General features: G+C 51.4%; 20 protein-coding genes. 11 read left to right on the top strand and 9 right to left on the bottom strand.

Annotated elements, in window-relative coordinates; translation table 11 throughout:
* Positions 1 to 1,307 precede the first annotated feature (1,307 nt).
* Together vapB and SANT_RS22055 are read left to right on the top strand one after the other, a co-directional pair.
* Positions 1,308 to 1,538, top strand: coding sequence for a type II toxin-antitoxin system VapB family antitoxin (gene vapB / locus SANT_RS22060; RefSeq protein ID WP_025424394.1), 231 nt, complete (start codon positions 1,308 to 1,310; stop codon positions 1,536 to 1,538).
* Positions 1,535 to 1,951: a PIN domain-containing protein gene (locus tag SANT_RS22055; protein ID WP_025424393.1), complete on the top strand. Its 417-nt coding sequence runs from the start codon at positions 1,535 to 1,537 to the stop codon at positions 1,949 to 1,951. The genes vapB and SANT_RS22055 overlap by 4 nt, the downstream gene beginning before the upstream one ends.
* 68 nt (positions 1,952 to 2,019) lie before the next feature.
* On the opposite strand, the gene SANT_RS22050 is transcribed toward SANT_RS22055, so the two are convergent.
* Entirely contained in the window at positions 2,020 to 2,367 is a 348-nt protein-coding gene (locus SANT_RS22050) for a hypothetical protein (protein WP_025424392.1), read from the bottom strand.
* Positions 2,368 to 3,004: 637 nt separating this feature from the next.
* On the opposite strand from SANT_RS22050, the gene treZ reads away from it, so the two are divergent.
* Both treZ and treY read left to right on the top strand, forming a co-directional pair.
* Entirely contained in the window at positions 3,005 to 4,801 is a 1,797-nt protein-coding gene (gene treZ, locus SANT_RS22045) for a malto-oligosyltrehalose trehalohydrolase (protein ID WP_025424391.1), read from the top strand.
* Positions 4,798 to 7,335: a malto-oligosyltrehalose synthase gene (gene treY / locus SANT_RS22040; protein WP_025424390.1), complete on the top strand. Its 2,538-nt coding sequence runs from the start codon at positions 4,798 to 4,800 to the stop codon at positions 7,333 to 7,335. Before treZ ends, treY begins: the two co-directional genes overlap by 4 nt.
* Positions 7,336 to 7,444: 109 nt before the next feature.
* Here the strand turns inward: treY and SANT_RS22035 are convergent, their stop codons facing one another.
* Together SANT_RS22035 and SANT_RS22030 are read right to left on the bottom strand one after the other, a co-directional pair.
* Positions 7,445 to 8,431, bottom strand: coding sequence for an SDR family NAD(P)-dependent oxidoreductase (locus SANT_RS22035; protein ID WP_025424389.1), 987 nt, complete (start codon positions 8,429 to 8,431; stop codon positions 7,445 to 7,447).
* 59 nt (positions 8,432 to 8,490) lie between these two features.
* Positions 8,491 to 9,255, bottom strand: a complete 765-nt coding sequence (locus SANT_RS22030) for an SDR family NAD(P)-dependent oxidoreductase (RefSeq protein ID WP_025424388.1) — start codon at positions 9,253 to 9,255, stop codon at positions 8,491 to 8,493.
* A 163-nt stretch (positions 9,256 to 9,418) separates the two neighbouring features.
* Here SANT_RS22030 and SANT_RS22025 point away from each other — a divergent pair, with 163 nt between their 5' ends.
* From SANT_RS22025 to SANT_RS22015, 3 genes are all read left to right on the top strand, one after another.
* Complete coding sequence (locus SANT_RS22025) at positions 9,419 to 10,018, top strand: TetR/AcrR family transcriptional regulator (RefSeq protein ID WP_025424387.1); 600 nt, start codon at positions 9,419 to 9,421, stop codon at positions 10,016 to 10,018.
* A gap of 341 nt (positions 10,019 to 10,359) precedes the next feature.
* Positions 10,360 to 11,694 carry a hypothetical protein gene (locus SANT_RS22020; protein ID WP_025424386.1) on the top strand — a complete coding sequence of 445 codons (1,335 nt, stop codon included), beginning with the start codon at positions 10,360 to 10,362 and terminating at the stop codon, positions 11,692 to 11,694.
* A 347-nt stretch (positions 11,695 to 12,041) separates the two neighbouring features.
* Entirely contained in the window at positions 12,042 to 12,854 is an 813-nt protein-coding gene (locus tag SANT_RS22015) for an SDR family NAD(P)-dependent oxidoreductase (protein ID WP_025424385.1), read from the top strand.
* A gap of 288 nt (positions 12,855 to 13,142) precedes the next feature.
* Here SANT_RS22015 and SANT_RS22010 read toward each other — a convergent pair whose 3' ends face one another.
* Positions 13,143 to 13,493, bottom strand: coding sequence for a hypothetical protein (locus SANT_RS22010; RefSeq protein WP_040133572.1), 351 nt, complete (start codon positions 13,491 to 13,493; stop codon positions 13,143 to 13,145).
* 1,345 nt (positions 13,494 to 14,838) lie between these two features.
* Positions 14,839 to 16,515, bottom strand: coding sequence for a thiamine pyrophosphate-dependent enzyme (locus SANT_RS22000; RefSeq protein WP_025424383.1), 1,677 nt, complete (start codon positions 16,513 to 16,515; stop codon positions 14,839 to 14,841).
* Positions 16,516 to 16,691: 176 nt separating this feature from the next.
* Between SANT_RS22000 and SANT_RS21995 the strand changes: the two genes are divergently transcribed.
* Entirely contained in the window at positions 16,692 to 17,156 is a 465-nt protein-coding gene (locus SANT_RS21995) for an Lrp/AsnC family transcriptional regulator (RefSeq protein WP_025424382.1), read from the top strand.
* A 391-nt stretch (positions 17,157 to 17,547) separates the two neighbouring features.
* On the opposite strand, the gene SANT_RS21990 is transcribed toward SANT_RS21995, so the two are convergent.
* A complete protein-coding gene (locus SANT_RS21990) occupies positions 17,548 to 18,561 on the bottom strand; it encodes an NADP-dependent oxidoreductase (protein WP_025424381.1) in 1,014 nt (337 codons plus the stop codon).
* Between the two features lie 89 nt (positions 18,562 to 18,650).
* Between SANT_RS21990 and SANT_RS21985 the strand changes: the two genes are divergently transcribed.
* Entirely contained in the window at positions 18,651 to 19,244 is a 594-nt protein-coding gene (locus SANT_RS21985) for a TetR/AcrR family transcriptional regulator (RefSeq protein ID WP_025424380.1), read from the top strand.
* A gap of 206 nt (positions 19,245 to 19,450) precedes the next feature.
* On the opposite strand, the gene SANT_RS24640 is transcribed toward SANT_RS21985, so the two are convergent.
* A complete protein-coding gene (locus SANT_RS24640; protein WP_200867314.1) occupies positions 19,451 to 19,948 on the bottom strand; it encodes a hypothetical protein in 498 nt (165 codons plus the stop codon).
* Between the two features lie 1,088 nt (positions 19,949 to 21,036).
* Here SANT_RS24640 and SANT_RS21975 point away from each other — a divergent pair.
* Positions 21,037 to 23,070, top strand: a complete 2,034-nt coding sequence (locus tag SANT_RS21975; protein ID WP_025424378.1) for a S8 family peptidase — start codon at positions 21,037 to 21,039, stop codon at positions 23,068 to 23,070.
* A gap of 148 nt (positions 23,071 to 23,218) precedes the next feature.
* On the opposite strand, the gene SANT_RS21970 is transcribed toward SANT_RS21975, so the two are convergent.
* Positions 23,219 to 24,028 (bottom strand): sulfite exporter TauE/SafE family protein, encoded by an 810-nt coding sequence (locus tag SANT_RS21970; RefSeq protein WP_025424377.1) that lies wholly within the window; start codon positions 24,026 to 24,028, stop codon positions 23,219 to 23,221.
* A gap of 105 nt (positions 24,029 to 24,133) precedes the next feature.
* Here SANT_RS21970 and SANT_RS21965 point away from each other — a divergent pair, with 105 nt between their 5' ends.
* Positions 24,134 to 24,901, top strand: a complete 768-nt coding sequence (locus SANT_RS21965; protein WP_025424376.1) for an AraC family transcriptional regulator — start codon at positions 24,134 to 24,136, stop codon at positions 24,899 to 24,901.
* A gap of 252 nt (positions 24,902 to 25,153) precedes the next feature.
* On the opposite strand, the gene SANT_RS24380 is transcribed toward SANT_RS21965, so the two are convergent.
* The gene (locus SANT_RS24380) at positions 25,154 to 25,858 is read right to left on the bottom strand and encodes a hypothetical protein (protein WP_148296379.1); all 705 of its coding nucleotides are present in this window, start codon (positions 25,856 to 25,858) and stop codon (positions 25,154 to 25,156) included.
* Positions 25,859 to 26,347 lie beyond the last annotated feature (489 nt).

The raw sequence follows: 26,347 nt of genomic DNA, 5'->3' as shown, positions 1-26,347 counted from the left end.
TAAAGCTATTTTTTCGGAACTGCCCCAGAGCTACGGCCTGCCCTTCACTCTCAACAGCTATGCACTAGGCGCATCTACGATAGTTCCAGTAAAACTAATATTTCCGCCGTTAACAGTAATAGACGCGGCAGGTATTGGATCTGTATCGTCTGCTATTGCCTCTTGTGGCCTTTGATATAGCAAAAATGAAAAAGCCAACGACAATAGTGGGTAAAGACGTTTATCAATCAATAATACCCACTAATACATTATTGAAGTTGATATAATATTTTCTCATTTTATTTTTGTTGATTTATATCACTTGATATCGATTTCTAAAAATAGGTTTTGCAAGTCGAAATCAGCCAATTAATAGTATCTGCCTATTGAATAATTTTACTTGTCGCTGCATTTGATCATTTTATTTAACATCATACTTGTAAAGCTATAGCCGTCAAAGAAATTTATTCCTGCAAAAAGGATGATTATGTCGCTAAAGATAACATTCTCTTTACAATCAAAATACACAAAATACAATGCTGGAAAATGTCGTTTAGATAAAACCTTGAGATTGTTTAACGTGTGTTTAAGACAGGCTGTTAAAGAAAAGAGGTGATAATCACTTGAAGGTACAGATAATAGCTAAGGTGGTTTGCGGTATGACCGCTACTCTTTGATAGAAGGCTGAATATTTAACAGCAGCCTCAACGCAGACAGCAATAGCAACATTGAGTTGTCCCCGTAGGATTAGCCCGTTTATACAGACAGATTACTCAAAGCGTAGCTGTTAGTGAGCATGAGCCTAACAAGCTAAATCTTATTCCCATAATAATTAAGTTGTGGCAAACCCTCTTATACTACAGCCAACGCTTTGCCAAAGCGGACAACTAACAGAAGAGCCTCCCTTATTGGATCAGCAAATAGGCGGCAGGACTGGATGGATTTTCGCCTAGCAACAGCTCTGAACGGTGCGTAATCACTGACATTCATGACAATAAAACTTCTTACCGCATAGACCCAATGGTGGAAACCACGCAAAGCGCCAGCGAGAATAGTATGGCTTATGACCGTCCTAATGGCACGACGTTCTTCAAATACGACTGGCTAAACGGGTTTACGATAAGACGGCTTTCGTTGCCCAAGGTGCTTTGCCTAACCGTCAAGCGCTTTTATTAAATTAAACCACCCAAGATTCAATAGGATAAGCGATAACGCCATGGCAAACCTATGCCACGCATCTGCATAGGCTATACCTATGCAATCAATCCTAAAGGGCCTATACTTTGCCTATGCTTAAAGGCACGCTTTATAGTAGAGGTAACCAAAATATGAGAATTGTTTCCGTGTTTAAAAATGGCAATAACCGGGCTATTCGGCTTCCCCGAGATTTGGATTTTGCAGGCGTCAATGAGCTGGAGATCCTCCGCGACGGCGATATGCTTATCCTTCGGCCAGTAAAACCCACCTGGGGATCGTTCTTGCAGCAGGAGAAAGCTGACGCAACCTTTTTGGCCGAACGAGAGGACGTGATAAGCGATGAGGGGAGATTTGATTTTTGACTAAGACGTTTATGTTGGACACCAATATTTGCTCCTTTATCATGCGCGAGCTGCCGGTCGGGGTGATCACTCGTCTGGAACAAGCGGTACTCCGCCGTCAGCGAGTTGTGGTATCGGCCATCACCTATGCCGAGATGCGCTTTGGCGCCGTGGGTAAAAAAGCCTCGCCGCGTCATGCGCTGCTGGTTGAGTCGTTCTGCCAGCGGCTGGATGCGGTACTGGCTTGGGACCGGGCCGCGGTGGATGCCACTACCAACATTAAAATCACGCTGGCGGCGACCGGTACGCCGATCGGAAATAACGACGCGGCAATTGCCGGCCACGCGATTGCGGCCGGTGCCGTGCTAGTGACAAATAATACCAGGGAGTTTGAGCGGGTACCGGGGCTGATTATTGAGGATTGGGGTCTATAAATATAACGCAAGGCCGCGGCGCTGCGGGTTATAAGGAAAAGCAGCAGCAAAAGTAAATGCCTCTGGTGTTAAAGATCATTCACGCCGATACATGAGCCAAGCTGCCGCACAAGCTTTGTCGCCGCACCTTTATGAGATCTTTCATTGCTCATGACGTATTGCATGTTTTCCATATCCAGCAACTGATTTTTGATGAGAACAACTCTCCTGAGCCCTACGCACTCTTTATGGCCATTTAGCGATATCTTTCTGCTAGCGACCGAAACAAGTTTAGTGGTGTAATTTTCAATTGATTCAAGATAATTCGTTAATTTTATAATTGCTGTTTTGTTTGTAGAGTTACGACTGATATACAGATAGGGATAATTCGCATTCCACTCTTTAGACAGCGTTGGAACAAAATAAATGGTTTCCATGATATCCTCTTTTATTAAACGCTATATAATCTAGCAAAACCTTAAAAATATAGATTTCTAAATTAGCTTATGCTCACTTCACCGCAAGTAAATTAAGCGTTTATCCTCGCCAGCGCGGCTTCAAGATCGTTCAAATCTGTTCAATATTAGCGCTGCGGACTCAGTTTTTTGGCAATATTCAAACCAGTATTACCCAACATTAATGAACCAATGGGGCCTGATGGGGCAGCGCCTGTATCAACTATTTGCTCCCCTCTTTGTCGAAAGCTATAGGTAGACTGGTTTGAAAATGACCTTCCGATAATATGCCTGTTTTGACCATTCATTATTCAGCGGCAATGCCCCGTCGGCGCATTTATTCTAGGGCTAATTAGCGGTTGCGCTTATCAAAATTGTCTACGTTGAGGAAAATGTAGTCTATGATTATTCTTCGTGGACTCCTTAAAAGCGAGACATTACGCCTGCGCTTTGACCTTGTAGTTCAAAGGGTACGGCAACGTTTGACGCGTATCGCGACGAAAAGCCCTTACGGGTCCCAATGATGTCTACAATTTCAACTTTTGGAGCTGAAATGAGCAAAATCGACCACAGCGCGCTGTCGTCCATTGTCTAATTTTAGGTTAAACGAGGCCATTGAATGGAATCCAGATCATTCTCTAAAAGTTGGGGAGCTGAATATGTGGCCGAGGGCCAAGTTCGCTTTCGTCTCTGGGCGAGCGGCCAAGACAGCGTCGCGCTCAGGCTTTCTGGCGAAGACACGGCGATGACCCCTTGCGGCGCCGGCTGGTTTGAAGCGTTGGCAAGTGATGTTGCCCCTGGCGCGGAGTATCACTTTGTCCTCGCCGATGGCACAGCGGTGCCGGACCCCGCCTCTCGCGCTCAAAAGGCGGATGTTAACGGCCCTTCCCTTGTCATCGACCCCACCCGCTATGCGTGGCGGAATACGTCTTGGCGTGGCCGCCCGTGGGAAGAAACGGTGGTCTACGAGATGCACGTCGGCACGTTCACACCCGAGGGGACATTCCAGGCGGCCATCGAGAAACTGCCCTATCTCGCCGCCCTCGGTATCACCATGATCGAACTGCTGCCCCTGGCGCAGTTCGGCGGTAACCGTGGATGGGGCTATGACGGCGTACTGCTTTACGCGCCACATTCCGCGTATGGCACGCCCGAAGATGTAAAAGCTTTCGTCGATGCGGCCCATGGTCATGGTCTATCGGTCGTGCTCGATATCGTTCTCAACCATTTTGGCCCAGAGGGCAATTATCTGCCGCTGTTAGCGCCTGATTTCTTCAACAACAAACGAAGCACACCTTGGGGCGCAGGTATCGCCTATGACATTGAGGCAGCCCGCCGCTATATTGTCGAGGCGCCGCTATATTGGTTACAGGAGTATTATCTTGATGGCCTACGTTTCGATGCTATCGACCAAATCGAAGATAATGCCGCCAAACACGTGTTAATTGAGATTGCCGAGCGTATCCGCGCCGAAATTACCCATCGTCCGATTCATTTGACCACCGAGGACAGTCGCAACGTCATTTGCCTGCATCCGCGCGAGGCAAATGGCGCTGTGCCGCTCTACAGCGGTGAGTGGAACGATGATTTTCATAATGCGATTCATGTCTTCGCCACGGGCGAAACGCACGCGTATTATCAGGATTTCGCGAATGAACCGGAACAGCACATTGCCCGGGTCTGGGCGGAAGGCTTTGCCTATCAGGGCGGCGTTTCTCAGCAGACCGGTAAAAAACGCGGTGTGAAGAGCGCCGGCCAGCCGCCGGTCGCTTTCGTGGATTTCATTCAAAATCACGATCAGGTGGGCAACCGGGCGCAGGGAGAACGGCTTATTACGCTGGCCGGCGTCGAGCGCACCAAAATCTTGCTTATCGCCCTGCTCTTCTCCCCGCATATTCCGCTGCTGTTTATGGGCGAGGAGTATGGCGAGACGCGGCCTTTCCTGTTCTTCACCGATTTTCATGGCGATCTTGCCAAAGCCGTTCGCGAGGGCCGCGCCAAAGAGTTTGCCGGCCACGCCGGCCATGAGGGCGAAAAGGTACCGGATCCAAATGCCAGGCAGACCTTTGAGAGGTCTAAGCTGGACTGGGACAAGCTGCGTAGCCATGAAGGCAATGAGTGGCTGACGCTGACACGAACGCTCTTAGCGCTGCGTCAGAAATATATTGTGCCGCTGCTGGCCTCGTCTGGCGGAGAGGTGGGTAAGGTTCTGAGGACGGCGGAGGGTTTTATTGCCGTGAGTTGGCGCTTGCCGAAAGGGACTTTATCCCTAGCGTTAAATATCGGGGCTACGCCGCAACCGCTTCCCTATCTCCAGGGCGAAACGATTTATGCTTGGCCGAAGGTAACAGACGAGGCGGATGGTCTGCCGCCCAATGGCCTGCTCGTCCGCCTTGCCTCGGGAGACAAACCATGAACACGCCGACCGGTACCTACCGTATACAATTTCGTAACGGCATGACCTTCGATCGCGCCGCGGGTCTCGTGCCCTATCTGAAGCGGCTTGGCATAAGCCATCTTTATGCTTCGCCGGTATTTACCGCCACTGCCGGCTCGACCCACGGCTATGACGTCACCGATCCCAACGAAATCGAGCCCTCCCTCGGTGGCCGCGAAGCCTTTGACCGCATGGTAACAGCGCTGAAAAAGGCGGGTCTTGGGCTTATTCTTGACATCGTGCCGAACCACATGGCCGCCTCCTTGGAAAATGCGTGGTGGCGTGATGTGATCGAAAAAGGCGAGAACAGCCGTTACGCCCGGTATTTCGACATCGATTGGGCTCGTCCTCTAACTTTGCCCTTCTTGGGTGATACGTTTGACGCCGTGCTGAAAAACGGCGAGATCGCCGTCAAGCCGGATCCCAGGACAGGTCGACCCGCTTTGGTGTATTACGATAGCGCCTATCCACTCGCCCCTGAGACCTGGGAAGGCCGCGAGGCGGAGATTCTTCGACTCACCGACAAAGCGGAAATCGACCAACTGCACGCGCGACAACCCTATCGGCTCATGGCGTGGCGGGATGCGCCTCATGACCTTTCCTACCGCCGCTTTTTCGAGATAACCGGCCTAGTGGGCGTACGGGTTGAGGACAGCGTTGTCTTTGACGATACTCATCGTTTGATCCTGGAGCTCGTTCATTCCGGCGTGGTCGACGGCCTGCGCGTGGACCACGTTGATGGCCTTGCCGATCCCAAGGCCTATCTTGAGCGTTTGCGCCAGGAAGCCGGGCCGGCGTGCTATATTACGGTTGAAAAAATCCTGGCCGAAGGTGAGTCTATTCCGGCGGACTGGCCGGTGTCCGGCGCCACTGGTTATGAATTTATGGCAACGCTACCGGATGCATTGGTGAACGGCGAGAAAATCGGTGCTTTGCGCACGGCCTATGATGATCTCTTGGGCAAGCCGGTCGACTGGCAGGCCGAATGGCGGGCCGCCAAGGTGCTGATGGCGGATAAACATTTCGCCGGCGAATTCACCACGCTGGTGATGCTCGCCATGGCCATCGTCAAGCTTGAGAAGGTAACACTTGACGAGACGGTCATCCGCTCAGCCTTGCGCGAGCTGTTAGTCGCTTTCCCCGTCTATCGAACTTATGGCACGGCTAGCGGGTTGCCGCCAGCAGACCAAACACGGTTGCAGCAGGTGGCCGACAAGGTGAGAACCGACGTTAACGCTCCCTCTCCCGAAGCGCTCGATTATCTTCTTCGTCTTCTTGCGGGCGCGGTCTCTGAAACCGCCATGAGTGATGCGACCGCTTTTCGGGTACGTTTTCAGCAACTAACGGGCCCGTTAATGGCAAAATCGGTTGAGGACACACTTTTCTTTCGCCAGCATACGGCGCTGGCTCTCAACGAAGTGGGGGCCGAACCGCTGCCCCGCGCCTTTTCCCTTGACCGCTTTCATAAAGCAATGAAGGCGCGGCTCGAACGGCAGCCTAATGCGCTATCAGCCACGTCGACGCATGACACCAAACGCGGCGAAGACGCTCGCGCTCGGCTTTATACGCTGTCGGAAGCGCCGGAACGCTGGGCCGCATGCGTCTCCCGCTGGCGCCAAATGCTCCGCTCCCATGTCACGCTGCTGGATGACGGCCCGGCGCCGGAGCCCGCCGTCGAATGGATGCTCTATCAGACGCTGGCCGGCGTCTGGCCGGCAACACTGCAGGTGGGGGACGAAAAGGGTCTGAAAGCACTGAGAGAACGGTTTCTCGCCTTCGTTGAAAAGGCGCTGCGGGAAGCGAAGCTGCGTACCTCTTGGGGTGACAATAATGACGCCTATGAAAAGGCGGTGCGCGATTATGCTTGTGACATGCTGTCGCCGCATAACCCGCTCTTTTTGGCGGATTTCTCCTCAGCGCTACAACCCTTTATTCGTGCCGGATGGGTAAACAGCCTAACGCAGACGATCATCAAGCTAACGGCGCCGGGTGTGCCTGACATCTACCAAGGTAGTGAAGCACAGGATTTCAGCCTCGCCGACCCCGACAACCGCCGTGAGCCGGATTTTGCCGAGCTGCAAAGCCAGCTTGAAGGGTATGAAAAGCCGGGTTTAACGACGGGTGATGATTGGCCCAATGCACGACTGAAACAGCATGTCATCGCCAAGCTGCTGCACCTGCGCCAGCAATGGCCGTCGCTGTTTCGCAGGGGGGACTATTTGCCGCTTACCATTACGGGGAGATGGTCGGGAAATATGATTGCCTTCGCGCGACAAGAAGGTGCAGAGGCGCTGATTGTTATTGTCCCTCGCCTGCTTTTCGATAGCGATGCAGACTCAGCTGCCAGTCGCCCGTCGTTAAGTTGGTCGGGAACGGAAATCGCGCTGCCCGCGTCGCTTGCCCATCGTCATTATCGCGAGGTTTTCAGCCAGCAAGAATTAACGTTGACCGACCGCATCGATTTGGCATCGATTGATGAGACATCGTTATTCTTGCTTCTGAAGGGAGAATGATCTGGCGAGATCTCCCTCTTTTATAACAGAAAAACCGGCCACCCATAAGGCTTAGCCTGGTGGCTTATCCATTCTACTTACTGCGTCGTTTCATTAAACACGAACGCCGTCACACGGCGCCCGGTGATCGGGCTAAAGCCGCGCTTAGCCACTCTTCGCTTCGCGTCCATAATTGTTGTGCCCTTTCAGCATTAAGCGCATAGGATCTCACGCCGTCGGCATAGGGATTGGGCATATCATTGACCGGCGCAATGGCGCAATCTTCTAGGTAAAGTCCCCCAATCTCATTGTTGTCCGCCACCACTGTCGCCCAAACTGTGGTTGCCGCCGCCTGCGAAATGTCTTTCAGCTCGGCGGGCGGCAGGCCGTCTTCGGCGCGTGCTTTAGCGACGTTCCCAAAAAGGGTCTGCAAATCTTCAGGGGAGAGGTGGCGTGGAAGTTCCGTGAAGCTATTGCCTGGCATCACCGAAGCTGCGCGCATGCCGCGCGGGCGATATCGTCTGTCGAATTCCACCGCGAAGAGCGCCATGGCCGTTTTCGACCGACCATAGGCGACCCAGGGATCGTACGTCTGCTGGTCGAAATTCGGATCGTCCAGGTCAACATCGGCCATGCGATGCGCTTGGGACGACAGCAGCACCACGCGTCCATTCGCGGCGAGGAGCGATGCAATCTGCCTGATTAACGCGAAATGACCTAAGAAGTTGGTCCCGAGCTGGCGCTCGAAACCCTCAACGGTCATACCGAACGGCGTGGCCATCACACCCGCGTTTGCGATGATGGCATCAAACGGCTGCCCCTCCGCCAGCAGACGCTCCGCGCAAGCATAAACGCTTGGCAGCGAAGCAAGATCAAGCGTAATCAATGCCAGGTTCCCGCCCTGCGGCGCCGTTTGATGCATTGCAGCCGTGGCCGACAACGCTTTGGCCTGATCTCTGACCGCGCCGATAACGGAGGCCCCGCGTGAAACGAGTGCCCGGGCGGTTTCAAGCCCTATTCCCGACGAGACGCCCGTTATGAGAAATCGCTTTCCGGTGAGATCCACGTCGCTTAGCACGTCATCGGCGGTGGATGTCGCACTGAATGTTTTCGTCATGTCATCTACCTAGGTTGCGAGTGCGATTATTAGGCCATCAAGGTATTTACGCGCGGCGCTTAGATTTGGTATCCGCCCGCTACGTCCAGGACGCCGCCGCTGATGTAGTCAGCTTTGGGACCCGCAAGGAAACACACTGTCGCCGCCACTTCTTCCACCGTCGCTATACGGCGAATGGCATGGAGATCCATCACCGATTCGGGTAAATTATGGGCGGCGGCCGTCGCCATATCCGTCGGCATGATGCCGGGCTGCACGACATTGACGGTAATATTGCGCGGGCCAAGATCACGCCCTACGCCTTTGGCATAGCCGACGATAGCCGCTTTGGTACCTGCATAGTCCGCCACACCCGGGAACGCGACGCGGGCGCCAAGGGCGGAGCCGATAAAAATGATACGACCTCCATCGGTGAGATTTCTTGCCGCCGCTCGCGTGGTTGCCACCGCACCGAGTACATTGATGCGCCATTGTTGGTCCAGCTCATCAATATTGAGTTCAGGATCGTCCACCCGTTTCCCCTGAACGGCGATAGCGGCATTGTTGACGAGAATATCGAGTCCGCCAAAGTGCGACACGACGGTATCAACCAGATGCGCCGCAGACGCCGGATCGCCTTGATCGCTCTGAATGGCGAGCGCGCGTACGCCCTCTTTTTCCAACGCTGTCACGACCGCCGCCGCTTTCTCCTCCGATGCGACGTAGCTGATGGCGACGTCGGCCCCCTGAGCGGCCAACGCCAAGGCGGTAGCGGCACCCAGGCCGCGAGATCCACCGGTAACCAGCGCAATCTTACCCTTCAAAACATTTGACTTATTCGACATAATCGCCTCTGCGGTACATAATCCCCTTGTCGCTGGTGCAAGCGACGGTGTGGCGTTAACGTAACAATCATTACGATAACGGTTGGTATGAAATCTATGAAATGTTGGCCCATGCTGTCAAGCATTTTAGTAACGGCCATTATGAAAACCACGGGTGAAGTTCATGGGGCGCCATCGCGAATTTGACGTTGAAAGGGCGCTCGACGCCGCATTATGCGTCTTTTGGCGCAAAGGCTACGAAGGGGCGACCTACGCTGATCTGACTGAGGCCACCGGCGTAGAGAGACCTGCTCTGTATTCTGCGTTTGGCAACAAAGAGGCGCTGTTCCGCCGCGCGCTGGATCGCTACTACGACCGGTATATGGCTTTCATTCCCGAAGCGCTTCAGCGTTCAACCGCGCGGGAGGTTGCCGCGCACATTTTGTACTGCTCCGCTGAACTCAATACCCGTTTTCCCGATCATACCGGGTGTCTTGGCATTAACGGCGCATTGGCGGGTTCTGATGAAGCGGAACCCGTGCGTCAGGCGCTCATTGATTTTCGCGCGGTCGGTGAAGCGCAGCTTTGTGCACGTTTTGAACAAGCCAAGACCGAAGGCGATTTACCCAAGACGGCCAAGCCCGCGGTCCTGGCGGCCTTCGTTATGACGGTTGTTCACGGCATGGCGGTGCAGGCAAAAGCCGGTTTTAGCCGTGACAAGCTAGATGCTGTGGCGGAGCAGGCGCTTGCCTCATGGCCCATGAGCGGTTCAAAACCTGTTTAAAAGACCTCCTGGCACCCGCTTTTGAGCGACGCTGGCGAGACACTCGTTTCGCCATATTGACCTATCCTCCTTCTCGAAAAATGCCGGCCTAGTTTATGTGATGTCAGCAGTGCTTATTCCAAACCTCTTTGCTCGATCTTGCTAATAAACTTCTTATTAATGGCGATGAAAACGAAAAAAGGTGAAATTTTAAAAGTTTTATCATCCCGACATACGAGCATTGTAGAGCTTGTTGTATTTAGAATAGCGAAAAAAGGATTATCATTGAGCATCCATGATAAAACCGCAACCACCAAGTGTGCAAGAAGGTGTGTGGTTAACTATCCAAATGGAGGAATGGAATGAATATTGAAATCAGTGGTACGGCGGGAAGAAAAAAGGAACTGATAGCAAAAGACTGCTTCTCACATAAAATTGAGGTAGCTGAATATACATTAGATGAAGCCTATAAAGCCGTTATTTTCCTTAATGAACATATGCCTTCATCAAAAACACGTTTAGAAGCGTATATCTATTCTGGCTTCATTGCGGCGGCCACTCATGCAGCGGAAACCACCTCCCTGTTCGAGAAAGCCATGCAAAAAAACCATAAAGAAATAATGTTAGCTGAAGAAGTGATTTCGCAGGAGATGAATGATAAATTTATAGAGAATTACAATAATATAATGAGATTCTCCGCTTATGCAAATTACTTAGCCAGTATTGTCAGCGATGCGCTACAGACCTTGCAAAGCGACTTTTTGCGAGGAGAAGACTTGGGGAAAAGCCTCCGGGATTTTATTAAATTAAAACTTTTCAGCATGCTTGACACGTATGGCAACGCGTCTGATAAATATAGAAATAACATAGAGATAGAGGAAATTGCTTCTATCGCTAAGCTGGCGACGGAACGAGAAAGATTAACTGGCGAAAAGGATCAGGTGGGCCAGGAAAAACCGCCATTGAATAATGCGGCAATCTCGACTGAAACAGCATTAATTACAGCAGGCGTGGTCGCCGGCACGGGAGTGGTCGCGCTGGGCGCAGCGGCCGTTGGAAAAGCCGCTGCTAATAAAATTGCGGCCGCTGGTGCGAGTGCTATGTTAAGTGTCTCCGAAGGAGCGGTAGGGGCTTATTCAAATTCTTCCCAAAAGAGTGACAACACTCAGCATGATATCGCCGCTCTGGAAAATTTACCTCGAGACGATATTTCGATTGTGATGGATCAACCTGAAAATAGCGCCGGTGTAGCAAACTCAGACACGGGTCTGATTGAAAATGAAAAAATGGCGTATGAAGATCATTCTTTGACAGACAGCGAACAAACCGCAGAGGCGGCCGCAACATCGGCTTCGGATGAGGAGGCAATAAGAGTAATGGTTGACCGATTAAGATCCCTGAGAAAAGATCTGGCCGCGGCTAAGGCCAACGTCAGCTCCCGTGCTCAAGAGGCTGACCGGGCTTACAATCACCTCAAAGAGATGACCGGTAGAAGAATGGTTTATGGCGAAAAAATTTACAGTTCCGAAAGCAATAAAAAAGCGTTTATCAACTATCGTTCTCTGTATGAGAAATACAGACAGGCGAATATAGAATACAGTGAATTGAAAGAATTGGAGCAAAAAATTCTCTCTATAATCGATGAGCTTAACCAGGACACCTCTAGCGCGACTGATTTGTCCTCGAAAGCCTTATAGTTAATTGCTCGAGCTTCGGTCGTAACCAACGTCAGTCGCCTCCTTCTTCAACGCTCTGCTGGGCCTCTACGACATCGCCTGGGTGCTGCTCGGCCAAATCTTGGAACGCTACAAACCGCGGCTGCCATGTCTTTTTTTAAACAGGTAATCGCCGATTCGACCTTAAGGGGGGAAGGCGGGGTGACGCTGAGTTTGACCAGCCGTTACGCTCCAGCGGGCGAAGTGTCGCGGATGGGGGTCTCCATGAAGATACTTGGTATACCTCAGGTGCCTAATTGACATCTAGTATACGCTCTATACCATCAACGATGTCAGTACCGACAAAACACAGCTCCGAGGAGGTTGGCTTGAAGGTTAACAACAGCAACAAACCGGGTACGGCGGTCGTTACCGGCGCATCATCCGGCATCGGCAAGCTTTATGCGGAACGGCTCGCCGCGCGCGGCTATGATCTTATTCTCATCGCGCGGCGGGAAGATCGTTTGCAGGCAATTGCAAACGATTTAGAGAAACGCTTCGCGATCAAACCTGACGTATTCGTGGCCGATCTTTCTCAACCGGCAGGACTTGCTACTGCGATCGCACGGATTAACACTGACTCATCCCTCTCTTTTTTGGTCAACAATGCAGGATTTTCCGCACTTCGGCCTTTGTCGGATACGCCATTAGAATTGATCAACAGCATGATCGCGCTCAACATTACCGCATTGACGGCGCTGTCAAAAACGGCGCTGATGCGTTTTCGGGAGCGTAATGCCGGCGTCATCGTCAACGTGGGCTCCGGCGTCGGTTTCGCCCCCTACCCCGATGTGCCAGTTTATGGCCCCACCAAGGCTTATGTCCTGCAATTTACCCAGATTCTTCAGCACGCTGTGGAGGGCTCGGGGGTTCGCGTTCAGCTCGTTTTGCCGGGCGTCGTCATTTCCGAAGGTTGGGATGTCGCGGGCGGCGCGGCTCTTGACCCCCTGCCTGAAAGCATGGTTATGTCGACCGAGAATTGTGTCGATGCGGCGCTATCGGGTTTAGACCAAGGTGAATTTATGACCCTGCCGTCGCTGCACGATGAGTCTCTGCTGCTTGATTATCAGGCTGCGGCAAATAAACTTCTTCAGGGAGTGTTCAACAGAGAGCCCGCCGCAAGGTATAACATACCTACGTAAGCTACCTTGCCTATTGGAAGCCATTTCACGCTATATCGTAAATTACCCTTACGGGCTAACGCGGTTGTAATGGAAAAGAAGGCAAGCGACGCTTAAAATCTATCGGGCACCCAGCGCAGCGAATAGTAGCGTAAAGACGGTATGAGTTTATTCATCTTTCCGGCCTTGAATGCCCTATGCGGCAATAACCGTCCAGAGCGTTGGCCCCAGGGATTATAAAAGCGCTACATCAAACGCGCTGGGGCCGTTTTTTATGTGCATTACCTCAATATTTCATCCGGGTTCTTTTTAAAGCCATTTAATTTCTTTTTCCCATCCTTTTTGGCGCATGCACCGATAAAACTCGCTGTTCCGGCTGTCTTTATTGACATCCATGACATAGCTTTCCGTTTCTGGACGTTCTATGGTTGTATATTTTTTACCATCACAATCCTCTTTCTTTTTACACTTCTCATAGTGTTGTGAGTAAACAGTACGCTGTGCCACCTCATTTTTGACAGGAAATTTGCTTTCAGACTGTGCTTCACAAGCATATCGTGCAGAAGAAAAATCTTCGGCCGTTGGCCTGTTCATGATCCATTGGCTAGTACATCCGCTCAATTGGAACAGGGATATTACGATTAGTAAATCTTTTCTCATCTAAACCTCAAGTTGCACTCATCCCAAAAAAAGAGATTGATATTCAATGTATTAATGATGTGTCGCTTGTGTTATCATTGCCGCGTTATCGAAGCGTTAGGCGTTCCCCTTCCCCCAGACGTGCATAATTTTCAGACTGTCATTGATTAATTTTTCAGCGGGAATGGTCCTGCCGTTTGACTTTTCTGCTGAAGCTGGGTTCCTTCTTTTTAGCCGATGAACCGGTAATGATTCTGGCAATCGACGTTATGCGCTAGACCTTATCTTAATAAAAGAGCGAGTAGCGCTGCTGCGGTTTTAAACCCGACCCTACCTATGATTACTGCCGTCAAAACCTCTACAAACATCGAGTTCATGAACGTAATCGCAAACTCCTTTAGTGGTATCACCCCTAGCGCTTTTATTAGTGAGCAGTTTACTGTAATGACGTGGATCAGCATCTGGCCGCGGCTAGCCTAATCGTTCAACCTATGTCATAGCCGCGAAAGCATACACGTCTGTTTAACCCTTAGTTTTATATCCGCCATCGGACAATAGTTGGCAACAGCACTATTAAACTAAATTTAAACAATGATGAAAAAAGGCTAACATAACGACAGTGATAGGTTGTTTTGGCTAATAATTAGCCTTACCACTTCATGTGGTGACACCGTAACTTAAAGAGTTATTCTTCATCAGGCCAGCGCACGCTCCTCGCTCGCAATACGGCCATAAGACGATGCACTGAACACGCAAGTGCCGCCTCGTGCCTGCCACGGAGCGTAAGTGTACGCAGTACGAGCTGTAACATCCACATCATTGAAAGTCATGATAAAGTGACCAGCACTGAGCGCTCCCGCTCGGCTGAATTGCCTTATGTTTTCGCAATGCATAATCTATGACAACCGCGTTATTTACGAAGCGGGTTGCGCGTATTGTGGTGTAAATATTATGCTCTACTGTCTTGAAATTCAGCAAAAATATTTAGTATGTTGTAACTAATGACAGCGTGCGATAACGTCTTACATTACGTACTAATTATGACGATGATCATGCTGGTGCCTTTCGCGTCGGGCCCCTAGTTTGCTGGGTCTCGTGAGGCAAGGAAATGCAGTTCCTTCCCCTTTCTATGCTTACGGGATTGCGGCTCAAGTTATGGCCTAGGCGATATCCGTAAGGGGGTCTTCTTATGTAACTCGATAATAACCGGCCCGCACGCCGAATCTATTGCCGTCAGCAACCTGCGTCGAATGCCGTTGCCCAGGCCGTCACCGCCTATGGACCATGAGAATGATCCGCTGGTGCAAACCTAACCAGTAAAGGTCCGGTAGATCTTCACCGCGCATTACCTGCAATCATTCGCCTATCATTCTGCGCCGATAACAATTTCGATGAGGCGAGGTTCGAGAGATGCGACGGCTTCCCTCACCGCGTCACTGATCTCTGAGCTTAAGGTCACCCGCCGCGACTTCACCCCCATCGCCGTAGCCAGCGCCCTATAATCGATGGCTGGATCATTGATTTCCATGCCCGGGATCGTACCCGCTTCGTAACCTTGAGCAACCGAATAACGCTTGAGAATATTGTATTCGGCATTGTTCATAATAATGAAAGTCACCGGCAGTTGCTGCTTTGCCGCCGTCCAAAGCCCCTGCGGGCTATAAAGGGAAGATCCATCACCGAGCAACGCGACCACAGGCGCACGTTTACGACCCAATGAAACACCGACGGCTGCGGGCAGTCCCCAGCCCAAGATGGCGCTGCGCATAAAGAAGTAGCGTTGTATTGCGTTGCGCTCAAGGAAGGCTCGAACGTGATACATCGTGGCGGGGGATTCATCGACAATGGCGACATTAGCGCCGACGGCAGCTAGCACTGCTCCGGCCGCGACGAATGGCGTGATCGGGGTACAGTCTTTCTCAGCGAGATAGCGCTCTTCCATTGCCGCCAATCGCTCACGGCGCGCGGCCGAGGCTTCCCGATAGAGTGACGCGATTTGCTTACGATGTACCGCCATCTTAGCCGTTAAGATAGGCAACAGCGCGCATAAGGAAACCTTGAGGTTGCCGACGCAGGCCATATTAGTCGCAAACGTTGTTCCCGGCTCGCCGCCATCTTCCGTAAGCTGGAACAATGCACAGTGGGCAGGGACCGAGGGGCCGTCGGTATACAGGTATGAAATGAAGGGATTAGCGCCAACCACGAACACGGCATCAAACTCTGACAGCACTGTGCGCATTCCGGCAGCATCTGATGGCAGATTCCCCTGCCACAACGGATGGGTTGGCGCAAACGCCATAGAACCAGGCCACGAAGGGCCGAATACCTTCGCCCCCAACGCAGCGACGACGCTGTCAAACGCCGCGTTGGCCGCACTCTGTGTAATCTCATCTCCCGCAATAATGGCAAGCCGAACGGGAGAAATGTCTGCCAATGCGCTGGCCAATTCCTCCAGTCCCCCGGCGACGCTGTCCCGGTTGATACATGAGCCCTTTCCGGCGCGGACGTTAACGGGTCGGTTAAGGACATCAACGGGCAGCGAAAGAAAAACCGGACCGCGTGGCACGGTTTGGCTGTCCTGGAGAGCACGCCTTATCAAGGGAGACAGTTGATCCGGATGCGAAACCTCGCGGGCCCACTTCATGGCCGGCGCGGCGACGCCGAGAACATCCCCGTGCAACAGCGGGTTGGTGAAACCGTGCCGGGTATCCTGCTGCCCCGCCGTGACGAGCAGAGGCGTCTTGGCGACGTGCGCATGTAATAACGCCCCCATGGCGTGGCCAAGTCCGCCGGCGGTATGCAGATTGATGAAAGCAGGCTTCCCGCTGGCCTGGGCATAGCCGTCGGCCATCGCGACCACCGCCGTTTCCTGAAGACCTAAAATATATTGCAGTTGCGGGTGCCCCTTTAGGGCGTGCATCAGTGGCATTTCAGTGGTACCGTGATTTCCGAAAATGAATTCAACACCTTCGGCAGCCAGGACATCAAGCAGCAGCGCCGCGCCGTTGCCGCAACCTTCAGTTTCCTCAGTGAATTCTTTCATTACTAAAGTCACTCCGTACACGTGAGAGAAAAGCAATGAACCGTGATGCAGCCTATGACTCGATAAACTCACGGGTAATTTTACTGCAAATATGCCCACAGCAGATTGCGAATTTCCCTCACCTGGCGCCATTATTGGCATTCAATTTCACACAATACCTATTTCAAGGGTAATCTATGCCAACTGGTCTGGATAAGATTGATCGCGCCATTCTCTGCGCCCTGCAGGCCGAAGGGCGCCTGCAAAACCAGGATCTTGCCGCTCGTGTCGGCCTTTCCCCATCGCCCTGCTTGCGCCGGGTAAAACGTCTGGAAGACCAGGGCATTATCAAAGGATATGTAGCATTACTCGATGCGGCTAAGGTGGGGATTGGCCTTACCGTTTTTGCCCGCATTTCTCTGGTAGCCCAGGACGCCGAAACGGTCGGTACATTCGTCCAGGCCATGAGAGCGCTCCCGCCCGTGGTGGAATGCCACATCATGGCTGGAGAATGCGATGCGCTGCTCAGGGTGGTCGCGGAAAATATGGAGGGTTATCGAACCTTTCAAATGGCTCATCTCACCCGGCATAACGGCGTACAGAATGTCAAAACCGACATTCCGATGCAGACCGTAAAAATATCGACTGAATTGCCCTTGTAGAGGCGTCTCTGCACGCGCAATACCGCTCGCGTTGCAGGCGATCAGAACCTTTTATTGCTAATTGCGCTTCATTCCGCGCTGGCCCAAGTCAACGTTGTCCCGAGCAGCCGCTGGCGATAAACCCTATCGGCGAAATATGGCATAGCCATTATCGTTAAGGGGATAGGATACCGATCGTTTGTGACAGAATACACGGACATCATGACACAGGCCCATCACGTATCGCCGGTGAATCTCCTCTCACCTAGGGCCGGCGCGGCGCGCGCACCTTAGGATACCGTGAAGGAATCGGGTTGAAAACGCCCTGTCAACTTGCGTGAATCCAAGGGGCTTAAAGCCGCCGCTCGCGCATTCAAGCCGGCGCACGTTAAACGTGTTGAGCAACCTTGATTCATCCGACCGTAAGCACGATTTTGCCCTGAATGTGTCCTCGCGCCGCACGCTCATGTGCTTTTCGCGCATCCGCCAGCGCAAACATGCTATCAATAGCGACGCGAAGCGTCCCCGCCGCAAGCCGTTCTCCCAAAAGCGCGAGCTGGGCACCGCTCGATCGCACTTGGGTCGCCGACACCGTTATACCCCGCCTCGCCGCCTCGTCGGCACCGGAAAAACCGAGAGGGAACACCGGAAACAACACGCCGCCGCGCTTGAGCGTGCGCAAAAACCGACCCGTGGTTGGACCGCCGAGCGTGTCGAGGACAACATCAACATCTTGCACGATCTCCTCGGGCGCGACCTGGGTGTAATCGATGACCTGGTCCGCGCCGATTTCCCGCAGGAACGCCGCATGGGCACCAGAAGCTACCGCGATGACGTGCGCCCCTTTCCATTTCGCAATCTGTACCGCAAAGTGCCCGACACCGCCCGCGGCACCATTTACCAGCACCGTCTTGCCATCAAGCGCTACCGGCTGATGTACCTGCGCCTGTAGCGGGTTGGGTTGATTATGCCCGAGCTCAACTAAAAACTGCCACGCGGTCAGCAACGCCATCGGTGCTGCCGCGGCATGCACATGATCAATGCCGGCGGGTTTGCGCGCCAGGTCAGACGCCGGCGCAGCAACATATTCGGCGTAGGCGGCGCTTTCCCCATAGCTCGGGAAACGAATCATGCCAAAAACCTCATCGCCCACGGTGAAATCTCGAACATCAGGGGCGATTGCCTCGATGATGCCCGATATGTCCGAGCCCGGAATGGCCGGCAGGGGGATAGACGGACGCCACTCCGGCGGTAGCGTTTTGTATCCTTCGCGCAAATACCAGTCAGGCGGATTGATACCCACCGCATGAACACGAACGCGTATTTCTCCCGGCTTAAGCCCAGGCAAAGGGGCTTCCTCATAGCGCAGCACATCCGGGCCGCCATAGGCATGTAATCGCACCGCCTTCATTGTCTGAATTGGCATGGCTTTCTCCCTCGACATAATTAGGTTAAGGTTAACGGAACAGCGCTCCAAATATATGGAGCAGTGTTCCGCTTTGTCAAGTGAAGGTTATGAGAGCAGACGCTAGAAAGAACTACGACCACCTACTTATGGTCGCGCGGGAGGTGTTCACCGACCAGGGCGCCCATGCATCGCTGCGCGACATCGCCCGTAAGGCCGGCGTCGGCCTCGGTACGCTCTACCGCCACTTTGCAACCCGCGAAGCACTCCTTGAAGCTTTGTTACGGGTAAGTTTCGACGCACTAACGGCCAGGGCAGAGGTTTTAGAGACGTCGAGTTCAGCCGACGATGCGCTCGTGTTGTGGTTGCGTGAAACCGTCGCGGTCGCGCATAGCCACCGCGGCGTCATTGCTTCCATGGTGGCCTCCATTGAGGACCCGGATTCCGCGCTTCATGCTTCTTGCGTTACGATGCGCGCCAAGGGGGCGCGCCTTTTGGCCCGCGCTCAGGCCCAGGGAGTGGCGCGCGGCGATATCGACGGCGCCGATCTGTTTGCGCTGGTAGGCGCCCTCGCGTGGATCAATGACCAACCCTCGCTTGCGCCGCGGGTAGATCATCTGTTCAATGTCATCGCGAATGCGATTTTATTAAATGGAAATTGCGCCAACGCTTTAGTAAACGACACCCACAAACTGGCAGAGTGACTTTGCCAGGATTCCGCTTTTTGAGGGGGTGGAGGCAACATCAGTTTGAACCTGAATTATGCCCCCCTCTCTACCGCGAAACGGGAGTATTCATCATCCCGAATATTGGTGAATGGTAACGAGCCTGAGAGGCTAAAACGATCCGCATGTGGGAAATATGATTCAAGACGTTTCGATGGTTTGCCAAATCATGGGTAACCCGGTCATTAAGGGGTAGTGGCCTGGGACGTACTCGTATCAGCCGGCGTAGTGGTGGTCTGCGACGTGCTAGTGTCGGCCGGTGTGGAAGTGGCCTGGGACGTGATAGTATCGGCCGGCGTCGTGGTGGTCTGCGACGTGCCTGTGTCGGCCGGCGTCGTGGTGGTCTGCGACGTGCTAGTGTCGGCCGGGGTGGAGGTGGCCTGGGACGTGCTAGTGTCGGCCGGTGTGGAAGTGGCCTGGGACGTGATAGTATCGGCCGGAGTTGCTTCCGTCGTGGCCTGCGTCGCCGGCGCGGCTTCAGTTGCCTTCGGTTTTTCTTGGGGCTGGGGTAGCGGCTCGTCAGGCAATTCAGTAAATGTCGGCTTGGTGGCTTTCACCGTATAGGCCACGTGTTTCATGCTTTGGCTGGTGGTGGTAATTTCCACCGGCGGGACGGAAACGTGCCCAACCAGCGAGCGGGCATATCCTCCAACCTGGTGTTTACCCGCGGGTACATGCAGCACCAGGCTATCTCCTCTGCCTAACGCGCCAGCATCGTTACCATCGACGGTAACATAAATAGAGGAGCCATCGGCAGAAAGGGCTTCGAGATGGGTGACATTGACAACCGTCGCACCCTTGGAGAAATCGGTTGCTGGCTTGTCAGCAGCCGTTTTGGCACAACCCGTCAGGGCAAAAGTTGCCGCAAAGGCGACGAAAATGAAACGGTTAATCATCAGGCGTATACATCCTTTAATGCTGTAACGGTTTTAAACCAATATAACAGATATCAATATCGAGATGAATGTGTCAAATTCCTAAAGAGCCTAATGCGGTGTGATCACGGATTATCCTTTAACATCGTAAAAGGGGAGAGAGTAAACTGAATGAAATGCCCGCAGCAATAACAGGCATTGAGTATTCCTGATAAACGCTAAGGTTTTCGCGGCAGAAGTAAAACATCCTTTTTTGTCGTTATTTTGTTAACTAATTCTGGATGTAACACTATGTAAGGCGCGACATTGCAGCATCAGCATTGATTAATGAGGTCAATGCTTACACCACAAACCTGTTTTAGATGTCTCGGCAGCACCCTTTTATCTTCCACTGGCATGAAAGCGCTCTCGCTCTGATACCATCAATAAAACATGGCGGCGCCTACTGTGCTAAAGAGAGACCAATTTAGGATCTGTGTTTAAATGGCGGTAGGTGTAGCGACTTTTCATTACCGATTATCCGATTACGTTTTGACTACAACGAATGGCGGTACACAAAGATGCTAAATTCGACACCTTTAGGATGCATCACTCATCCATCGTGAGGCGACGCACTTTATTTTCAATATACATGGCTGAATCGTCATTGATGTTATCGCCTCCTTTGCTTGAGCCATTGCTTACTTAAGGCGCTTAAAATTATTTTCTTTTCGCGTGCAGTATGGCATTGACCTCGGATTTTTTGTGATCTTTCTTCCTCATATGACCGGTTCGCCTCCCTCTTTTTTACATTAAAACAGCGCGACTTCATGTGCGGTTAGACAACCAACATCATCCTAAAGATTGCAACTGATAAATATGAGACTGTCATGTTTTTAACACACAAGGAGTGTCACATGAAACAGCCTTCACTTTATATTTATCATAGCAATATCTTTGACGGCAACATCTATGTCAAAGCAACGGGTTTGGGTGAGTGTGAGAGTTGCATGATCACCTTGCAGAAACATGGAAGTGATGTTGCGACCCTGAAAGGGCCAACCTGTGTATTCAAAAACCAGGGTTATGGTCAATATGGCGCCATTGCGACGACAAATATTAATCATAAGCTGTCCGTCATTTTGAGATCTAATACTATTGATGTGTCGCCTTCAATTGCACTACAACCAAATGGCTCAAATAGCATCACCACAACCAGTAAATTGACAAAAGAAACATACAAACGCTATGACGGCATAGACAAATACTATTTACAGGTAAAATTAGAAAAAGAAAGTGATTTAGAACGTTTGAAAGCAGAAATGACAAAATTTACCTCTGTAACCTTAAGCTTAAGTAACATTGTTTTCTCTAAACTGAACTTTAATCATCTATTAGGTGATATTTCACCCAACGTTTATAAAACAGCGCCTTACCGTGAATATGATACGCTTGTCCTCATTGCTCAAGAACTAGAGTTACTCGATTACGTCACTTATTGCAGTGTTGTCCCAGACATCCAAAATATCACTCCCATTAATTTAGCCCCGACACTCGTTACCCTAGACGAAGGTGGCGTTAATGAGAAATCAGAAACAGATTATTATAAAACGCCTTGTTTTAATCACTTACAAACATATTTAGACCCAACGTCTGCAAACATTAAAGGTATGAATGTTCGTACAGTTTGGGATGAAGGTGAAAATGGTCAAGCCGCCACGGTGAGACATCTTGATTTCGGCGTCTATGCCAACCATGAAAACCTGAAAGGGAACATCACCGTGGTTCATAGCCGGAGTGAAACAGAAGACTGTAATCATGGCACTGCTTCCACTGGTTGTATTGCCGCAGCTAAAAAGGAGTTTGGCGTTACGGGTATTGCTTATGGGTCCGACTACTATTTCTATGACACAGGTGACTTAGATCTTATCGTTCGTGACGCCATTCCAGGGGATATTGTGAGTTTAGATATTCAATTGCAGGTAGGAGATAAATTGGTTCCGGTGACGGATAGCAGAGCATGGTGGGATAGAATTAATTCATTAACCCACAATGGGGTTGTCGTCATCTTGGCTGCGGGCAATGGTGGTTTAGATCTCAGTATGGCTTTAGGTAATATGAATCAGTATGGAGACAATGGAAGTACGCTTATCGGCGCATCTGCCCATCATGATGGGAGTCGATGCAGTTTTTCAAACTATAATCATTCAAGCTCACTCATCAACTCATGGGGTGATTGGAGCGTAGTCACGACAGGCTACGGCTCGCTACAAAAATTACCAGGCAATGATCGTAATTATTCAAAGGATTTTTCGGGCACCTCAAGCGCGACGCCATTAAGCTCGGGAGCGTTAGCCTTAATCCAATCTTATGCGATAGGTCATCTGGGCATTTATCTTAGCTCACAGGAAATCAGGCAACTGATCAAAGACACAGGCTATGCGGAAGGGGCATCCTACCATATTGGGCATAGGCCAAATGTGAGTGCCGCAATTCGTTACTTAAAGGAAAAGAACCCAATCATTAAGGCCGTAATCGACGGACCAACCGCGGCAATTGAAAATGAAAAAATAGTCTTATCGGCTGCGAAATCAACCTCAAATGTTGCTGATATAACCACCTATGATTGGGACATACCGGAATGTTTCGAGGCAGAGACACTTAATCAGTCAATATTACATTTTAGCGCACCCGCCGTCACACAATCACAGGACTTCACTATGAAGCTTACCGTCTCTGACTCACTGGGTAATCAAGCTAGCGTCACTCATAATCTCCTCGTTACTCCCGATCATTCAGCAACCTATCCAATCTGGGACCCCAAAGAAATTTATGTCGCTCATGACAAAGTGAGTTGGAAAACTAAGAACTGGGAAGCAAAATGGTGGAACCAGGGAGTCGAACCCGTGAAAACTGATATCATCTATCCCGGGCCCTGGAAAGAGTTATAATAGCGTCTTTAGGTGATACTTGAGTTGACTCTCATTTTCGGTCGACACTTCCCTCACGCCATGTCTTCTGTGCGCAGCGGATGAAAACATGAGGGAAGTGAACAAGAGGGTCTCGTCGTTTCCTTTTGCACCCTGCCCCGTCATTTGTCTATGTCGTTAACAGCACGACAAACATCAGAATCAATAAAGCGAGATATAATCGCGCATGCGCACCATCTGGTATTTTGCTTAGAAGCGGGGCTCCCAGATAAATCCCGCACCACGACCCCGCGACAAGGACTGCTAGTGCCGGTAAATTTATGTAACCCACGAACCCATTTCCTAAGGACTGGCCGCGCCACGCTAAAAAAACATAAACCAACGTTCCCGCCACTGCCATGGGTAACGACACCGGATTGGCAAGAGCACTTGCTTCAGACATGGACGCACCGCGTCGGCGCATCATCGGGACACTCATTACACTACCGCCTACGCCGAGAAAAGCCGCTACCCCCCCCATTGTTAGTCCCGCGAAGAGGTTTGCCCGAGCGCTTAATGGCCGGAACCGGGCGTGTGATTCGTGAATAAACCCTGGACGCAATACTGCATCAAAGACGGTAAGGCCGATATAGACCATAAAGCACCCTTTGATCCATGGGCCGCTGACTGCCGCCGCCGTTACCGCCCCGCCTGTTGCGCCGACAGCCAGGGGTATTAATAATGGCCGTACATATTTCCATCGCAATTGTCCCTCCTGATGGCGCCGCAATGTGGCTAAACCGGCCCCAAAAATCATGGTGGCAGTCGATGTCGCTACAGCTATGTGCATCGCCGATTGCCCGATGAGAGATCCTGATGGATATGACAGCGTGGTGAGTGCAAACAAAAGCGGCACCGCAACAAAACCACCACCGAAACCAAATAACACCGTAGTCATCCCAGAGAGAATGCCAAATACAATGAGCAGAAGCCAGAACATGAGTTGCCCTTAAATGATGAAATAGGGGTAATGTAAGGGTTTCATCACTGGCTGACATTCGCAAATTAGACAATAATAGGTGAGTTTCAGCCAAACGGATTAATAATGCGTAATATCCCGCTTTCGGAAGTGGATGCTGTGGAACGATCGGTGCTGGCTATCGGCACGGATTATTTACCCAATACCTTACTCGCCCGGCATAGCCACCGACGGGCCCAGTTTCTGTACGGGATTAGTGGGCTGATGGAAGTGGAAACGGATGATGGCGCTTGGGTCGTGCCTCCTTTTTCTGGCGTATGGATCCCAGCAGGAAGACGACATCAGGTACTGATGCGGGGCGTCAGTACTCGCAGTTTGTATATCGAGAAAACGCTCGAGGTGCGTGATACTCATCAATGTGAAGCTTTGACAGTGTCGCCGCTGCTCCATCAGCTCCTGCTGGCAAGCGAGGACATTCCGGCATTATACGATGAATACGGCCGGGAAGGAGATATCCTTCGTCTCGCCCTCTATGAATTACGCGCTGCTTCAGCCTTACCGCTGTTTGCCCCCCTGCCGCAAGATGAGCGGTTGTCTTTATTATGCAGGGAGTTTCTAAAATCCCCCCGTATTACTCTGCCAGCCGACGCATGGGCTGACAATTTACATTGCAGTCCTCGGACTTTCTCTCGACTGTTTCGCCAACAGACAGGAATGTCCTTCGGGAAATGGCGTCAGCAGGCTTGTATTATGGCCGCCGTAACACGCCTGTCATTAGGTGAATCCGTCACCAGCGTGGCGCTGGATCTGGGCTACGACAGCCCGGGGGCCTTCTCAAGTATGTACCGACGTCAGACCGGGATGACGCCAAGTGCTTATCGCAGGGGCCCATGATAGGCGAAATAACCTTCATTACGATTAGCCGCTCAGCGCAAGCTGACGTGAAGCCCCTTAGTCCTTGTAGGCCATAATTTCTGATGCCTATAGGTGAGATTAGGACGGCAATAACCGCGACGCGAAGGCAGGCTTTAGCGTGGGCGGCTTCCAGCTTAAGAGCACGGGTTTACGCCCGCCCGCGAGGATCTCCTAACCCGAAGATTAGCGGTCCTTTTCCATGCTTTAGGCGTCCTCACTTCACGAGTGATTTCACCGTTTTTGTCTTAATGAATTGAACGCTTTTTGAAGATCATCAAGCAGATTCTTACTCCAAAGGGTACCCTCAGAGGATTGCGTCGGCTTGGAGTGAAACTTGGCTGTTGATCCGGTATTCACATCGGCGTCTTTTGTCTCCAATATTGAGGTATGTTTCACGACCGGCAAACTATCCATCCAGGGCGGCGGAACGGGCACACCTTGGCCGTCCATTTTCAGCGGCGCTGGAGAAACGGCCTTTGATAATTGGGGTTGTGCCCCTAGGGTGCGCTCTACATTCGCAGTATTAGGTTTGTTTATTGCCTCGGCCGAATGAGCTTTATTTTCCTTTATTAAGGACAGCACCTCACTGGCTGATTTATTCCCTATGCATTTCTCTATATGGGCAAACTTGGCCATATTTAATTTGCCTACCGATGCTCCGTTGCCTTCCCGGTTGGTTTTCGCCAGTGAAGCGGCATTGGATCCGTTTTGGGTGGTGAATACATTGGCAATACTTTGCTTAAGTTTGGACGGCAATTGACTCTTTACGCCACTATTTTCTGACTTCGCTGAGCTCACAGGCTTGGGTGGCGCAGCAGAAGTATTATCAATTCGCCCCACTAATCTTAAGACACCTCCAGAGCTTTTTTTCGCTGTTGTCGGAACTGGCAGTCTGTGCAACAAGGACACAACATTTCTCGCAATATCTAATCTCATGTAATTCATCCTATTATGTTAAATTTATCTGCGCTGGTGGCAAAAAAAAATCAATGATTGGGTCATCTGTAAGGTCAATAACCGTAAAAAAAGTGACGCTGTTTGAGCGCTATCCCTTATCCGTTTCGAGGGTTGCCGACAAGAGGCAATATAGAGAATGGGTTGAACGGCATATATAAAAAAACGATTCACTCGCGCGATGACCCGTCTAGGTATTCGCGCTCGCCCAACGCCCCTCCCTTCTACTTCCCCGTTGCCGCATGCACACACTGCCTGAGACATAACATCTTCCCCTGGACTACAGATACGGACGGTGAAAAGTCATACACACTTATGAACAGGCGCAATAGTGCGCGGCAGCCCGGTCGATCGAGGTATCGCACCCAACAACTTACGGCCATGTTGCTTTTATCAGCTGCACGGGAAATTAGACAATGATGTTGTGACATAACGTTAGTTTTAGCCCAGATGCCGCGCACAGCGTGACGT

This window comes from Sodalis praecaptivus (assembly GCF_000517425.1).
In the GTDB taxonomy this organism is placed as follows: domain Bacteria; phylum Pseudomonadota; class Gammaproteobacteria; order Enterobacterales; family Enterobacteriaceae; genus Sodalis_A; species Sodalis_A praecaptivus.
Note: the sequence above shows the minus strand (reverse complement) of the source record. Positions and strands in the feature narration are given on the sequence as shown.

Bases quoted from the DNA above. Each gene is read 5' to 3' on its own strand.
- SANT_RS21975 (WP_025424378.1), top strand. From the start codon at position 21,037: ATGAAACAGCCTTCACTTTATATTTATCATAGCAATATCTTTGACGGC.
- SANT_RS21965 (WP_025424376.1), top strand. From the start codon at position 24,134: ATGCGTAATATCCCGCTTTCGGAAGTGGATGCTGTGGAACGATCGGTG.
- SANT_RS24380 (WP_148296379.1), bottom strand. From the start codon at position 25,858: ATGAGATTAGATATTGCGAGAAATGTTGTGTCCTTGTTGCACAGACTG.
- SANT_RS21970 (WP_025424377.1), bottom strand. From the start codon at position 24,028: ATGTTCTGGCTTCTGCTCATTGTATTTGGCATTCTCTCTGGGATGACT.
- SANT_RS22025 (WP_025424387.1), top strand. From the start codon at position 9,419: ATGGGGCGCCATCGCGAATTTGACGTTGAAAGGGCGCTCGACGCCGCA.
- SANT_RS21985 (WP_025424380.1), top strand. From the start codon at position 18,651: ATGAGAGCAGACGCTAGAAAGAACTACGACCACCTACTTATGGTCGCG.
- SANT_RS22020 (WP_025424386.1), top strand. From the start codon at position 10,360: ATGAATATTGAAATCAGTGGTACGGCGGGAAGAAAAAAGGAACTGATA.
- treY (WP_025424390.1), top strand. From the start codon at position 4,798: ATGAACACGCCGACCGGTACCTACCGTATACAATTTCGTAACGGCATG.
- SANT_RS22000 (WP_025424383.1), bottom strand. From the start codon at position 16,515: ATGAAAGAATTCACTGAGGAAACTGAAGGTTGCGGCAACGGCGCGGCG.
- treZ (WP_025424391.1), top strand. From the start codon at position 3,005: ATGGAATCCAGATCATTCTCTAAAAGTTGGGGAGCTGAATATGTGGCC.
- SANT_RS22030 (WP_025424388.1), bottom strand. From the start codon at position 9,255: ATGTCGAATAAGTCAAATGTTTTGAAGGGTAAGATTGCGCTGGTTACC.
- SANT_RS21995 (WP_025424382.1), top strand. From the start codon at position 16,692: ATGCCAACTGGTCTGGATAAGATTGATCGCGCCATTCTCTGCGCCCTG.
- SANT_RS22035 (WP_025424389.1), bottom strand. From the start codon at position 8,431: ATGACGAAAACATTCAGTGCGACATCCACCGCCGATGACGTGCTAAGC.
- SANT_RS22050 (WP_025424392.1), bottom strand. From the start codon at position 2,367: ATGGAAACCATTTATTTTGTTCCAACGCTGTCTAAAGAGTGGAATGCG.
- vapB (WP_025424394.1), top strand. From the start codon at position 1,308: ATGAGAATTGTTTCCGTGTTTAAAAATGGCAATAACCGGGCTATTCGG.
- SANT_RS21990 (WP_025424381.1), bottom strand. From the start codon at position 18,561: ATGCCAATTCAGACAATGAAGGCGGTGCGATTACATGCCTATGGCGGC.
- SANT_RS22010 (WP_040133572.1), bottom strand. From the start codon at position 13,493: ATGAGAAAAGATTTACTAATCGTAATATCCCTGTTCCAATTGAGCGGA.